The following is a 13,763-nucleotide window of genomic DNA, read 5'->3' as shown; positions in this document are numbered from 1 at the left end:
TCACGCCGAGCGCGCAGCCAAGGCTTTCTGCAGCCGCCCGATCGACGATCCCACACCCAGCCGAGTTGCCAGCTCGTCGACGCGGATTTCGTCAGCCGGCGTCCGCGGCAGCGTGTCGGTGGATGTCGAAAGCCTGACCGGCGCAGTGGTGACCACTCGCACGACCGGGGCTGCGGCCGCGATGTAGTCGAGGGCAGCCAGCAGTTTGGCCCGAACACCCGCGGCCATCGGCGACGCCGGTGCGCGGGCGGCAGCCAGGATCCCGTCCAGCGAGCCGTACCGGGCCAGCAGGGCGGCTGCGGTCTTTTCCCCGATACCCGCCACACCGGGCAGCCCGTCGGATGGATCCCCACGCAACAGTGCCAGCTCAGCGTAGGCCGGACCGGCCCGTGCGATGGGCACGCCGTACCGGTCGGCCAGCTCGGCCGGCCCCAGCATCGTCGCGTTGGACAGTCCGCGGCCCAGGTAGAGCACCCGCACCGGGACGGGATGGTCGGCGACCAGTTGCAGAAGGTCACGGTCGCCGCTGACCACCACCACCGGGTCGAGACGCTCGGCGGCGGCCAGCGTGCCCAGCACGTCGTCGGCTTCGAAGCCCGCAGCGCCCGCTGTCGGGATGCCGAACGCCTCCAGCAGCTCAAGGATCAGCTCGACCTGTGGCGTCAGCTCGTCGGGCATATCCTCGGGCTGGCCGTCCTCAGCCGCCCGGTGCGCCTTGTACGACGGGACGAGGTTCACCCGAAACTGCGGACGCCAGTCCAGGTCCAGACACACCACCAGCCGGTCTGGCCGCTGCCGGGTGATCAGCGCGGCCACCGAGTCGAAGAACCCGCGCACCGCATTAACCGGCCGGCCATCCGGGGCGGTGATCGAGGACGGCACCCCGTAGTAGGAGCGAAACCACATGCTGGGACCGTCGAGCAGCAGCAGCGGTGCGGACATGCCCGTCATCCTGCCAGCAGTGCGGCGGATAGCCTGGCTGCCGTGGATGCTGGCCGATTCGACGCGGGCGTCTATTCGCGTCGGCTCGCTGCGGCCGCGGCCGCCGCCACAGCCGCCGGCCTGGCAGGTCTGGTCATCACTCCGGGATATGACCTGCGCTATCTCATCGGTTCACGCGCACAGACATTCGAACGGTTCACCGCGCTGGTGCTGCCCGCCCGCGGGAGACCAACCCTCGTGGTGCCGCGGCTGGAGCTGGCCGCGTTCACCGACTCCGTGGTCACTGAGTTGGAACTGCCGGTGCGGGACTGGGTCGACGCTGATGACCCCTACCGTCTGGTCGCTGCGGTCCTGGACGGCCCCGAGATCGCGGTCACCGACTCCATGCCGGCACTGCACCTGTTACCGCTGGCCGGGGTGCTCGGTGTGCTGCCGCTGCTGGCCACCGGGGTACTGGGCAGATTGCGGATGGTCAAGGACGCCAGCGAGATCGACACGCTGCGCAGGGCGGGCGCGGCCATCGACCGGGTGCATGCCCGGGTGCCGCAGTTTCTGGCGCCGGGTCGCACCGAAGCTGAAGTGGCCGCTGATATCGCGGAAACTATTATCGCCGAAGGTCATTCGGAGGTGGCGTTCATCATCGTGGGGTCCGGGCCGCACAGTGCCGACCCGCACCATCAATGCTCGGATCGCCGGCTGCAGCGGGGTGACCTTGTTGTGGTGGACATCGGCGGGGTGTGCGAACCGGGGTATCACTCCGACTCAACACGAACGTATAGCATCGGGACGCCGGACCCCCAAGTCGTCCAACACTATTCGGTGCTGCAACGCGCCCAGCGCGCAGCCGTGGACATGGTTCGTCCGGGTGTGACCGCGCACCAGGTCGACGCCGCCGCCCGCGACGTGCTGGCCCAAGCCGGGCTGGGCGAGTATTTCATCCACCGCACCGGGCACGGTATCGGGCTATCGGTGCATGAAGACCCCTACATCGTCGCGGGCAACGATTTGCCGCTGGCCGCCGGGATGGTGTTCTCCGTCGAGCCGGGCATTTACCTGCCCGGCCAGTGGGGTGCCCGCATCGAGGACATCGTTGTGGTGACCGACGAAGGCGCAATATCCCTCAATCACCGGCCGCATGAGCTGGTCGTGGTGCCGGCCTGAGCCCGCGCATGGTGCGGACGGGCGCCGCCGGAGCGTGGTCGCGGTCCCCGCAGCGTGCGAGGGGCGAGCGCCCGTTGTGGATCCGGGTCTACCCTGAGGCGATGACCGATCACGACCGTGTCGCCGGCCGCCGCGAGATCGCCGACGCTCTGTTCGCCGCGCTCGAACGTCGTCATGAGGTGCTCGACACGATCGTGGAGGCCGACGATCGGCGGTCCGCTGTCGAGGCGATCGCGGCCTTGCTGGGTATCTCGCGCCGAGGCAGCGAGGCGGTGATGGCGATGACATTGGACCCCGGGATTCACCCTTGTCGGCGCCGCTAAGTTCGCCGTGATCGCCGCGGATCAGTATTGCCCCCAACATCTCAGCGGGGGCGACGGCGATGACGGCGGCAGCGGTGGCTCTGGCTCGTTGCAGGCGGCTGTTGCCGGCAGCGGAGGGCACTGACGCCGCCCGCATACCGCTGCCACGTCCTTGGTGACGTGGCGGAGGGGAAGGCCATGCATCGCCGGCCGGTGCCGTGCACATGACGACGCGAAATCTTTGACCGCGCTCAACGTTTCGCACCCGACCGGGGCTGCTCCGGCGATGATGGGCAACCGCACCGCAGCCGTGCGGCGCGACGCGGGTTCACACGACCGTTCCCTTTAACGATTGTCGAACCACTGGCGTGATAATGGCGTGCGCCGCGCACACAAACCTTTAGCGAAATCGTGAGCGCCTGCGAATATTGTGATGAGTCTATCGATGCTCAGCGCGGTGCATGAGGAGGAGCAGGCCATGACATGCCTCGACCATTTGCGGGGATTTCAATTCGTATCTGCGCGAACACGGTTAACACCATTGCCCGGCCCGGCAACGCAATACCACTGATCAGCGCTCAGCTAAAAGTCGCTGAATGCCATCCTGGCGAATCTGGCAGTTCGACGGACAATTCCCGCCGACATATGCCTGGGCTGCGTTTTGCCACAAACAGAGCACCGACTTGCGTTTGACTACCGCACCCGAACAGAGCGAGCACTCTGACCAGTTGATCCGGCAGTCAGCAAATCGTCACCGAATTGTGCGGCAACTCTCAGGGTATCGGCCTGCCCAGGCCCTACAGTACTAAGGCGTCGTCAGCACGTTCCACCGTGATCGTCATCGTATCCCCGCTGGGCCTAACCTTTTTGACCGATGGGCATAACCGCTGCTTCATTCACTCGTTTCGGCCCGATGACCGGTGTTCGTTCCCGAACGGACCGGGAATCGCTCACGACACGCTCACCGATAATCGCTGGTTATCACGGTAACGGCGGTGGGGCATTCAGCCGCGGATCCTCCCATGGTTCTTCGATTGAGCACCACCACTATCGGGCAATCTGGCGACACGCGGCGACCTCCGGGATCGACCAAGAACGCCCGGCGCCCAATGATACTTTCGAGTTTGTCATACGTTTTGAGGCACCGATGAGCACATTTCAACGTTGACGATGGCGAATTATCCTCAAGCCACAGCAACTAGTTGACAATCATCACAGACACCGCTGAGTAGGAGGGTAGAAGACTTTTATCGTCACCGGCGTGGTATCGCCGGGAGTACCCGCCGACAACCGCGCAGCCCGTTTTGTCAGTTTGTCATAAGTGCTGCGAATTCGATCGCAGCTGACCGAAACATCGAGAGGTGAAAAATGGATTTCGGAATGTTACCGCCGGAGATCAACTCAGGTCGGATGTATGCGGGTCCCCGTTCGGGGCCAATGCTCGCGGCTGCCGCGGCCTGGGACGAGCTGGCCACCCAGTTGCACGCCGCGGCGGCCTCCTACAACTCGGTGATCTCGGCACTATCTGGGGTATGGCAGGGGCCCTCGTCCGCGGCGATGGTGGCTGCGGCCGCACCGTATTCGGTATGGATGAGTGCGACCGCCGTCCAGGCTGAGCAGACGGCCGCCCAGGCAAGGGCCGCGGCAGCGGCCTTTGAAAACGCTTTTGCCGCAACGGTGCCCCCACCGGTCGTCGCGGCCAACCGCGTTCTGCTGATGTCGCTCATCGCGACCAATTTTTTCGGTCAGAACACCCCCGCGATCGCGGCGACCGAAGCACATTACGCCGAAATGTGGGCTCAAGATGCGGCCGCCATGTTCGGCTACGCCAGCTCATCGGCCGCGGCGTCGCGCGTGACGCCATTCGCCGAGCCGCCGCAGACAACCAACTCGGCGGCACTGGCCGGCCAGTCTGCCGCAGTCGCTCACGCCACCGGTACGGCGGTGGGCACTCAGGTGCAGACGTTGCCACACCTGATCTCCGCGGTGCCGCAGGCACTGCAGAGTCTTGCAGTCCCCGCGTCGTCGGCAGCGGCTGATGCGTCACCCCCGTCGTCCCTGGCGTCCTCGCTCAACACGATCGCCAGTTTCTGGACTGGCTCGGTATCCCCGTTTTCGTATTTCACCATCGCCGGGGTGCCCTACCTGCTGGGCTTCCAGAGTTACCTTTTACCGCAAGCCGGAGTGAATCTCGCCGGTGTCGCGGGCAAAGCGTCAGCTGTGGGCAGCGCAAGCTTGCTGGAAAGCAGCCTCGGCGCGGGCACGCATATGCTGGCGTCCACAGGTTTAGGCGGCGGGGCCGTATCGGCGGGTATCGGTCGCGCCGGCGTGATCGGCGGCTTGTCGGTTCCCCAGGGTTGGGCGACAGCCGCCCCAGCGGTGAGGACAGCTGCCGCAGTGATGCCGCAAACCCAGCTGGGGGTCGCGCCCGCGGCTTTCGCAGACACCCAGGGAAACCTGTTCAGCAACATGGCCTTGTCCGGCCTGGCCGGGCGAGCGCTGACCGGTACCGCTGGCAGCGCCGCTCGATCCGTCGGCATTTCCGGCGGGGTGACTCCCGCTGCTCCGGCCGTTACCGCCAACATCTTCGTGATACCCGAGGCCGGCAAATAGGCCCACCACGTCTTTCCCAACTTGAAGACACATCGATGACAACCACCCAGAAATCCGGCATCAGCGCCACAGCGCAGTGGACTGTGTGCCGGACATGGCGGTGGTGGACGATCGCGCCGGGCCCGATGCGCCCGGCGCGACCCCCAGAGTAATGACGACGAATTAAGAGGTTTGCCATGTATTTCGCCTTATTACCGCCAGAGGTTAACTCCGGCCGCATGTATGCGGGTCCAGGATCGGGTTCGATGATGGCCGCCGCAGCGGCCTGGGATGGTTTAGCCGCCGAGCTACAGTCGGCAGCAGCGTCCTACGGTTCGGTCATTTCCGGGCTGACGGCCACCTGGCAGGGACCATCATCTGCGGCCATGGCGGCCGCAGCCGCACCTTACGTGGCCTGGCTGAACACCACTGCGGCGCAGGCTGCGCAGACCGCGGCGCACGTCAAGGCGGCGGCCGCCGCCTACGAAACCGCCTTCGCGGCGATGGTGCCCCCGCCGGTGATCGCAGCCAACCGCAGCCAACTGGCGTCGCTGGTGGCAACCAACATCTTCGGCCAGAACACTGCTGCCATCGCAGCCACCGAGGCCCGATACGGGGAAATGTGGGCCCAGGACGCCGCCGCGATGACCAACTATGCCAGCCAGTCGGCGGCCGCCACGCAGGTGACGCCGTTCACCTTGCCCCCGCAGACCACCGAGCCGGGTGGGTTGCTGGGTCAGCTCTTGGCGATCCTCCAAGCTGGCGTCGGGTCGGTCGTCAGCAGCGCGAAGACGCAGTTCACGCAACTGTTCTCCGCGGTACCCACCGCCCTGCAAAGCTTCGCGTCGATTGTCACGTCCCCCGACCCGGTCCAGGGGCTGCTGTCGGCCGCGCAAAGCTTCGCCGGGATGCAGAGCCTGTCGTCGATCAGCGCGGATGTCGAGCTGATCCCGAAATTCATCCTGCCCGCTAACGACGTGATGATCACCGCCATTTTGGCCTTGGTGGCATCGACTGCGGGTCTGAAAAGCACGGCAGGTGCAGCTGCCGGGGCAGCGGCAAGCGGCGGATCTGCGCTGGCCGCCGGGCTGGGCACCACGCAAGCGGCCGGACCGGCAAGCCTTGCCAGCCTCGGCGGTGCCGGGCCGGTGGTGTCCGCGGAGGTGGGCCACGCCGGTCTGGTGGGCACCCTATCGGTGCCGCCGAGCTGGGCGGCAGCCACCCCGACGGTCAGGCTGGCTGCCGCCGCGTTACAGGGCGCCGGCGCCGCAGCCGCCCCCGCGGCCGCGCCAGAGAGTGGTGGCAGCCTGACCGCTCAACTCGTCATGGCCGGTTTGGCAGGAGGCGCCCTGGGCGCTGCCGTGCCACGCGCCGTGAACCGCGCAGCTGCCTCTAGCACCCGCAACACCCCGGGCACAACCCGCCAGACACCGGACGACCTGCAGCGCGCCCTGGCCGAAGTGGCACAGAACCCGGAGTCGGTACAGCACTGGCATACCGACAAGGCGAACCTGGAAAACCTGCTGGATCAGCTGTCGAAGAAACCGGGCTTTCATGCGGTGCACGTGTCTTCCGGCGAGCATTCCCAATCTTTGCCGCCGCGGGCGCAGTCGAATTAACGACCCGTATGCACCGCGCCTAGGCCCGGTCCCCGCCATCCAGGGCGGGCCGGCTCACCTGCTGTTTACCTGCGTGTGATTGGCTGCTGTCACTTGCGCGGTCCACACACCGGGCCGCGCTGCCAGCGGCTTCTTGGCCTCGCGGTCGGGAAGGAGTACCGCATCATGCAGACGCTCAGCGTCGCCGATTTCGCGCTGCGACTGGCCGTCGGATTGGGCTGCGGCGCCCTGATCGGCCTGGAGCGGCAGTGGCGCGCACGCATGGCCGGGTTGCGCACCAACGCGTTGGTCGCGACCGGTGCCACGTTGTTCGTGCTTTACGCCGTGGCGACCAACGACAACAGCCCCACCCGGGTGGCGTCATATGTAGTGTCGGGGATCGGATTTCTTGGGGGGGGTGTGATCCTGCGTGAAGGGTTCAACGTCCGTGGGCTCAACACCGCTGCGACGCTGTGGTGTTCGGCTGCGGTCGGGGTGCTGGCCGCCGCCGGGCATCTGGTGTTTGCGTTCATCGCCACCGCCACCGTGGTGGGAATCCACTTGGTGGGGCGTCCACTCGGACGGCTGATCGACCACGACAATGTCGTCGAGGAGGCCGAGGACCAGCGGCCATACCAGGTCCAGCTGATTTGCCGCCCCAAAAGCGAGAAATACGCACGCGCCCAAATCGTTCAACACACCAGCACCAATGACGTCATCCTGCGCGGAATCCACACCGGGCGTGCCGGCGACGAGAACGTGGTGTTGACCGCATACCTGCTCATGGACGGACATGCGCCGGCACGGCTTGAGCGACTAGTGGCCGAACTGTCCCTGCAGCCGGGCATCCAGGCGGTGCACTGGTATGCCGGTGACCAATCCGAACCCGCGCCGCCGGCGCCGCACAACAACTAGAGCCCGAATGAGGCCCGCGCCCCGCCGCCTGCACCGCCGAGCGGCAGCGCCCGCCGCTGCGCCACCGGGCCGGGGCGAAGTTCAGACGGCGGCCCGGTGCGAGCTGGAATCGTTACCGTGGTAATCATGCGGCCGGGCACTGCGCACCGGCCCCGGCGGATCGGAGGCAATGGTGCACGGACTAACGAGGCCTTTGTTCGCAATGGTCGCCACCGCGATGCTCGCGGCCGGCCCGTCGCCCGTAGCGGCCAACGCTGCTCCCGTACTCGTCTTCCCGGGAATGGAAATCCGCCAGGGCAACCAGGTGTGCACTTTGGCGTACGTCGACCCGGGGCTGAAGGTCGCGTTCACCGCCGGCCACTGCCGCGGCGGCGAGGCGGTCACCGACAAGGACGGCAATGTTATTGGCCATCAAGCCGCTTATCGGGACAACACGCCGAGCGGTTCCACGGTGAGCACCAACCAGATGATCGCCGATTACGAAGCAATCGTGCTGGCCGATGACGTGGTGGCCAACAACATCCTGCCCGGGGGGCGTCCGCTGGTCTCCGAGCCGGGCCTGGTGGTCGAGCCCGGCGAGGCGGTGTGCCATTTCGGCATCATCACCGGTGAAAGCTGCGGCACCGTCGAACGCGTCAACAACGGCTGGTTCACCATGGCCAACGGTGTCATCAGCCAGAAGGGCGATTCAGGCGGGCCGGTCTACGTGACCAGCCCCGCGGCTCCGGCCAGGATCGTCGGGATATTCAACAGCATGTGGGGCCAATTTCCCGCGGCGGTGTCCTGGCGGACCGTTTCGGAGCAAGTCCGCGAGGATGTCGGGGTGACCACCAGCCTCGCTGCGCCCCTCGGCTAAGTCAGCCGGGAGTCCTCAGCGCGAACACCGGGATCGAGGGCGCCGCTGCGCGCAGCGCCGCATCGTCGGAATCCGGTGTCAGCCCTGCAACATACTTCTTGACCTGCCAATACCACCGGCTGAGGTAGCGGCGCAGCAGAACAGGTTTGGCGGCGTCGGCCACCTCGGTGATGGGCGTGATCCGCCTGCGCCAGCACGGTCCGATCTCAACGACACCCGCGGCCCGGGCATTGCGTACCCAGTCGGTGTCGCCGCGCGGCGCAACGAGGTAGTCCACGCCGTCGACGGTCAACACGTTCACCACCACGGCGTGACGTTTCCCGGTCCTGCGGCCACGGACACGAAGCACCTGCGTGCCTGCGACGCTGATTCCCAGGTCGGCGAGGCGGCGGACGACTGTGTTAGCCGCGCGCGCCGCTCTGGTGGGTTCGGTATATCGCGCGGACACCGCGTTTCCTCTCGCCTCGGGTCGGCGTGTCGAGAGCACCGCTCTCTCTGTGCTAGTAACAGTGCCACACCCCCCGCCGAAATTCAAGAGCGGTGATCTCGGTTGTGTCACACTGGCCACGTGGGCAAACGCCAGGAGTCGCGGGAGCGGATCGAAGCGCAAATCATCGAACTCGGGCGACGCCACCTGGTGGATCGCGGTGCGGCGGGGCTGTCGCTGCGCGCGATCGCCCGCGAACTGGGCATGGTGTCCTCCGCGGTGTACCGGTACGTCTCCAACCGCGACGAACTGCTGACATTGCTGCTGGTCGACGCCTACACGGACCTTGCCGACACCGTGGACCGGGCTCGCGACGTGGTCTCGGACGTGTGGAGCGACGACGTCATCGCGATCGCGCACGCGGTCCGGCGCTGGGCCCTGGCGCACCCGGCGAGTTGGGCGCTGCTCTACGGCAGCCCTGTCCCCGGTTATCGGGCACCGCCGGAGCGCACCGTCGGACCCGGTACCCGGGTCGTCGGGGCATTGTTGGACGCTGTCGCCGCCGGGATTGCGACCGGGGATATCATGTTGACCAATATTCCTGCGCCGCAACCAGTCTCGTCGGATTTTGACCGGATTCGGCATGAGTTCGGGTTTCCCGGTGACGATCCGGTCGTGGCCAGGTGCTTCGTCATCTGGGCCGGGCTGGTGGGCGCAATCAGCCTAGAGGTGTTCGGCGGCTACGGTGCCGACACGCTGACCGACCCGGAGGCGCTGTTCGACACCACGGTGCGGTTGCTGGTGGGGATGCTGACCGCACACTGAATGAGAACACGTTCAGCCACGCTCGGGCGGCGCTGCCGCCGTGACGGCGGCAACGGCTTTTTGTCGGGTGAAGCGCTGGGCTATCCTGCCAGGCGATGAGCCTTTCCACCGGGTCGCCGGTGCAGATCGCGTGGGTGACCCCCGAGTTAGACGTCACCGAAACGGCCCTCACCAGCCTGTTAGGCGTGAAGAAGTGGGTGCGGATACCGGAGGTGCATTTCGGCCCGGAGACGTGCCGCTACCGCGGCGAGCCGGCCGATTTCGTCGCCAGCATTGCGTTGAGCTACCTCGCGGACATGCAGCTGGAGCTGATCCAGCCGGTCCGTGGCCAGAGCATCTATAGTGATTTTCTCGCCGATCACGGGCCCGGACTGCACCACATCTGCGTCGAGGCGGAGAATCCGGATCTCGCTGCGGCACTGGCGGCGGCTGTCGGGCACGGCGCAACGGTGGTTCAGCAGGGCGTGATGCCCGGCGGGATGCGGTTCGCGTATGTGTCGGCGCCGCGGGCGGGAGTGCCGTTCCTGGAAATCGCCTACATCCCGCCCGAAGTCAGGGCTTTTTTCGACGACATCAAACGGGAGCAGCAGTGAGCACCGAGATACCGGCGACAGTCAACGCGGACGAGGTGACCTCATGGTCGGATGACGTCGACGTGGTGGTGATCGGCTTCGGGATAGCCGGCGGTTGTGCGGCGGTCAGCGCGGCGGCGGCCGGCGCGCGGGTGCTGGTGCTGGAACGCGCCGCGGCCGCCGGCGGCACCAGCGCCATGGCCGGCGGGCACTTCTACCTCGGGGGCGGCACCGCGGTGCAGCAGGCGACCGGTCATGCTGATTCGCCCGAGGAAATGTACAAGTATCTCGTCGCGGTGTCGCGGCAACCGAACCACGAGAAGATCCGCGCCTACTGCGACGGCAGTGTCGAGCATTTCACCTGGCTGGAGGATCTGGGTTTCCAGTTCGAGCGCAGCTACTACCCGGAGAAGGCGGTGATCCAGCCCAACACCGAAGGGCTGATGTATACCGGCAACGAGAAGGTATGGCCGTTTTGTGAGATAGCCGCGCCTGCGCCGCGGGGGCATAAGGTGCCGGTGCCCGGCGACACCGGCGGTGCGGCTCTGGTAATCGACCTGCTGCTCAAGCGAGCGGCCAGCCTCGGAGTGCAGATCCGCTACGAGACCGGGGCCACGCAGCTGGTGATGGACGGGCCGGCGGTGACCGGGGTGATGTGGAAACATTTCGGGGAAACCGGTGCCGTGCGGGCGAAGTCGGTGATCATCGCCGCCGGGGGGTTTGTGATGAACAAGGAGATGGTGGCCGCCTTTACCCCGAAACTGGCGGAGAAGCCGTTCGTGCTGGGCAACACCTATGACGACGGGCTGGGTATCCGGATGGGTATCTCGGCCGGCGGTGCCACCCAGCACATGGACCAGATCTTCATCACCGCGCCGGCTTACCCGCCGGCGATTCTGCTGACCGGGATCATCGTCAACAAGCTCGGGCAGCGCTTCGTCGCCGAGGACTCCTATCACTCGCGCACGTCGGGGTTCGTGATGGACCAGCCTGACAGTGCCGCCTTTTTGATCGTCGACGAGGCTCACCTGGCCAACCCCGAGGTCCCGCTGATCCCGCTGATCGACGGCTGGGAAACCGTCGAAGAGATGGAAGCCGCGCTGGGCATACCACCCGGCAATCTCGCCGCGACGCTGCAGCGCTACAACACCTATGCCGCCCGCGGCGAAGACCCCGATTTTCACAAACAGCCGGAATTCCTTGCGCCCCAAGACAAAGGGCCCTGGGGTGCGTTCGACCTGTCGCTGGGCAAGGCGATGTACGCCGGGTTCACCATCGGTGGGCTGGCCACCACGGTGGACGGCGAGGTGCTACGCGAGGACGGGGCCGTCATCCCGGGTTTGTATGCCGTCGGGGCGTGCGCGTCCAATATCGCCCAGGATGGCAAGGGATATGCCAGCGGCACCCAGCTGGGGGAGGGATCGTTCTTCGGCCGCCGCGCCGGAGCGCACGCGGCCAGAAGGGCCGGGGGCGCGCAGGCGCGCTGACACCCTGCGCCGGAGCGCACGCGGCCAGAAGGGCCGGGGGCGCGCAGGCGCGCTGACTTTTCCACCGCGAGCGTGCGTGTCTGTACGCCGACACGCCGCGTGCACCGCACATGTGTGCACGCTCGCCGCGGCAGGGGGCGCTAGACCCGCGCGGGTTCCCGTTCGATGCGGCTGAGCCGCCACTCGCCCTCACCGAGCAGCTCAAGCAGATGCTCATGATGCTGTTCGACGGTGTGCCGGTGGCTGACGCTGACCAGGATGGTGTCCGGCAATTCGCTGCGCAGCAGCTGGTAGAGCGCGAACTCCAGACCCTCATCGAGCGCCGACGTGGACTCGTCCAAAAACACCGCCTTCGGTTTGGTGAGCAAGACCCGCGCGAAGGCCACGCGCTGCTGCTCGCCGGGGGACAGCACTTTGGCCCAGTCCGCTTGCTCATCGAGCCGCTCACCAAGGTGAGCCAGTGCCACCTTCGCCAGCGCCTCCCGCAGCACGTCGTCGGGGATCTCCCCGGGGGCACTCGGATAGGACACCACAGCGCGCAGATCGCCAAGCGGAACATACGGCAACTGGGACAAGAACATGGTCTCGTAATCCCCATCCGGACGCCGCAGCGTCCCCGAGGTGTAGGGCCACAGCTCGGCGAGGCTGCGCAGCAGTGTCGTCTTGCCGCTTCCGGACGGGCCGGTGATCACCAGCGAGTCGCCGCGGTCGAGGCGGATGTCCAGCGGGTCGATCAACTGCGCGCCCTGTGGTGTGCGCACCTCGACACCGTCGAGCTCAACGGAGCCGTCGCCGCTGGGTGCGGTGGCCAGGACCGGCAGCTCCCGGCCTCGGGTATTGGCGTCCACGAGCCCGTGCAGCCGGATAATGGCCGCGCGGAAGGCAGCGAACGCGTCGTATTGGTTACGGAAGAATGACAGCGACTCCTCGATATTGCCGAACGCGGTCGCAGTCTGAGTGACGTCACCAAACTGGATCTTGCCTGCGAACAACCGCGGCGCCTGAATCACCCACGGCAACGGCACGATGAGCTGGGTCATCGACCAGTTCCACCCGTTGAACCCGATGGTGCGACGAACGTAGCGGCGGTAGTTGTCGATGATTGGGGTGAAGCGCTGCCACAACTGGGAGCGTTCGGCCCGCTCGCCACGCCAGAAGCCCACCGCCTCAGCGGCGTCCCGTAACCGCACCAGCGCGTAACGGAAAGCGGCGTTGAGTTTTTCGTTACGGAAGCTCAGCCAAATCAGCGGGCGCCCGATCCAGAAGGCAACGATTGTGGCGACCAGCACGTAAATGATGACCGTCCAAAACATTGCGCGCGGAATTTCGACGCCGAGGACGTTCAGCCGTCCCGAGAGGTTCCACAAAATTGCGGTGAACGAGAACACCGACACCACCGATTCGACGGCCCCGAACAGCAGTGTGCTGCCGGTTCCGTTGGACGGAATGTTCGGAGTGCCGCCCGCTCCTGCGGTGAAAATGTCGATGTCTTGCTGGATGCGCTGATCAGGGTTGTCAATTGTGTTGTCGATGAACAGGTCCCGATAGTAGGCGCGGCCATCGAGCCAGTCGTTGGTGAGATGGTCGGTCAGCCACACCCGCCACGCGATGATAAAACGCTGGGTCAGGTAGATATCGGCCATCACCCTGGCCACGAAGATCGCCGCTAGCACGCAGAAAATACCGAGCGACATCCAAAAGCCATGAATGCCAGAACGTTTAACTTCGTCATTGCCCGACGCAAGGCCCTCAACAGCTTTCTGCACGGCCGTATTGAGGTCGTTGCCCTGATAGCTGAGCAGCACGTTCAGCCGCACCGCCACGATGACGGAAAGCAGCAATACGGCGAGCATGAGCCACACCGGCACGGCACGGACCCCGGTGAAATAGCCATGCGTGACCCGCCAGTACTGACGGCCCCACGGCGCGGCATATCGGAGCACGACCAGCATGACAACAACGCAGACAGCGCTGATCGCCCATGCTTGTGCTATCCACCACAACGAGTCGGGCAGCGCATGGCCCCAGTCGATGGATGGTGTGAACGGTTTCGAACCCATTCGACATCTCCTTGCGGCCGGGCGCC

Annotated in this window: 11 protein-coding genes and 1 pseudogene; 9 read left to right on the top strand and 3 right to left on the bottom strand. The window is 66.0% G+C overall.

What is annotated here, in order from left to right; all coding sequences use genetic code 11:
- The gene (locus tag G6N08_RS16575; protein WP_163759046.1) at positions 1-942 is read right to left on the bottom strand and encodes a 5'-3' exonuclease; all 942 of its coding nucleotides are present in this window, start codon (positions 940-942) and stop codon (positions 1-3) included.
- 42 nt (positions 943-984) lie between these two features.
- Between G6N08_RS16575 and G6N08_RS16570 the strand changes: the two genes are divergently transcribed.
- The 6 genes and pseudogenes from G6N08_RS16570 (at position 985) to G6N08_RS16545 (ending at position 8,366) form a co-directional block, all read left to right on the top strand.
- Entirely contained in the window at positions 985-2,103 is a 1,119-nt protein-coding gene (locus tag G6N08_RS16570) for a M24 family metallopeptidase (RefSeq protein ID WP_163759044.1), read from the top strand.
- 101 nt (positions 2,104-2,204) lie between these two features.
- A pseudogene (locus G6N08_RS16565) lies at positions 2,205-2,396 on the top strand (GNAT family N-acetyltransferase); the annotation flags it as partial.
- A 1,377-nt stretch (positions 2,397-3,773) separates the two neighbouring features.
- Positions 3,774-5,018: a PPE family protein gene (locus G6N08_RS16560; RefSeq protein ID WP_163759042.1), complete on the top strand. Its 1,245-nt coding sequence runs from the start codon at positions 3,774-3,776 to the stop codon at positions 5,016-5,018.
- Positions 5,019-5,194: 176 nt separating this feature from the next.
- Positions 5,195-6,616, top strand: coding sequence for a PPE family protein (locus G6N08_RS16555; protein WP_163759041.1), 1,422 nt, complete (start codon positions 5,195-5,197; stop codon positions 6,614-6,616).
- 165 nt (positions 6,617-6,781) lie between these two features.
- Entirely contained in the window at positions 6,782-7,510 is a 729-nt protein-coding gene (locus G6N08_RS16550) for an MgtC/SapB family protein (RefSeq protein ID WP_163759039.1), read from the top strand.
- A 169-nt stretch (positions 7,511-7,679) separates the two neighbouring features.
- The gene (locus tag G6N08_RS16545; protein WP_371869046.1) at positions 7,680-8,366 is read left to right on the top strand and encodes an Rv1815 family serine proteinase; all 687 of its coding nucleotides are present in this window, start codon (positions 7,680-7,682) and stop codon (positions 8,364-8,366) included.
- A 1-nt stretch (position 8,367) separates the two neighbouring features.
- Here G6N08_RS16545 and G6N08_RS16540 read toward each other — a convergent pair whose 3' ends face one another.
- A complete protein-coding gene (locus G6N08_RS16540; protein ID WP_163759037.1) occupies positions 8,368-8,814 on the bottom strand; it encodes a nitroreductase family deazaflavin-dependent oxidoreductase in 447 nt (148 codons plus the stop codon).
- A 120-nt stretch (positions 8,815-8,934) separates the two neighbouring features.
- Here G6N08_RS16540 and G6N08_RS16535 point away from each other — a divergent pair, with 120 nt between their 5' ends.
- From G6N08_RS16535 to G6N08_RS16525, 3 genes are all read left to right on the top strand, one after another.
- On the top strand, positions 8,935-9,618 hold the full coding sequence (locus G6N08_RS16535) for a TetR/AcrR family transcriptional regulator (RefSeq protein ID WP_218033392.1): 684 nt from the start codon (positions 8,935-8,937) through the stop codon (positions 9,616-9,618).
- 95 nt (positions 9,619-9,713) lie between these two features.
- The gene (locus G6N08_RS16530; protein WP_163759032.1) at positions 9,714-10,211 is read left to right on the top strand and encodes a VOC family protein; all 498 of its coding nucleotides are present in this window, start codon (positions 9,714-9,716) and stop codon (positions 10,209-10,211) included.
- Positions 10,208-11,677: an FAD-binding protein gene (locus G6N08_RS16525; protein WP_163759030.1), complete on the top strand. Its 1,470-nt coding sequence runs from the start codon at positions 10,208-10,210 to the stop codon at positions 11,675-11,677. Before G6N08_RS16530 ends, G6N08_RS16525 begins: the two co-directional genes overlap by 4 nt.
- Before the next feature lie 140 nt (positions 11,678-11,817).
- On the opposite strand, the gene bacA is transcribed toward G6N08_RS16525, so the two are convergent.
- Entirely contained in the window at positions 11,818-13,737 is a 1,920-nt protein-coding gene (bacA, locus tag G6N08_RS16520) for a vitamin B12 ABC transporter pemease/ATP-binding protein BacA (RefSeq protein ID WP_163759028.1), read from the bottom strand.
- Between the last annotated feature and the right edge of the window lie 26 nt (positions 13,738-13,763).

The organism is Mycobacterium botniense (assembly GCF_010723305.1).
In the GTDB taxonomy this organism is placed as follows: domain Bacteria; phylum Actinomycetota; class Actinomycetes; order Mycobacteriales; family Mycobacteriaceae; genus Mycobacterium; species Mycobacterium botniense.
The sequence above is the reverse complement of the archived record's forward strand: the minus strand, read 5'-3'. Positions and strand labels throughout refer to the sequence as shown.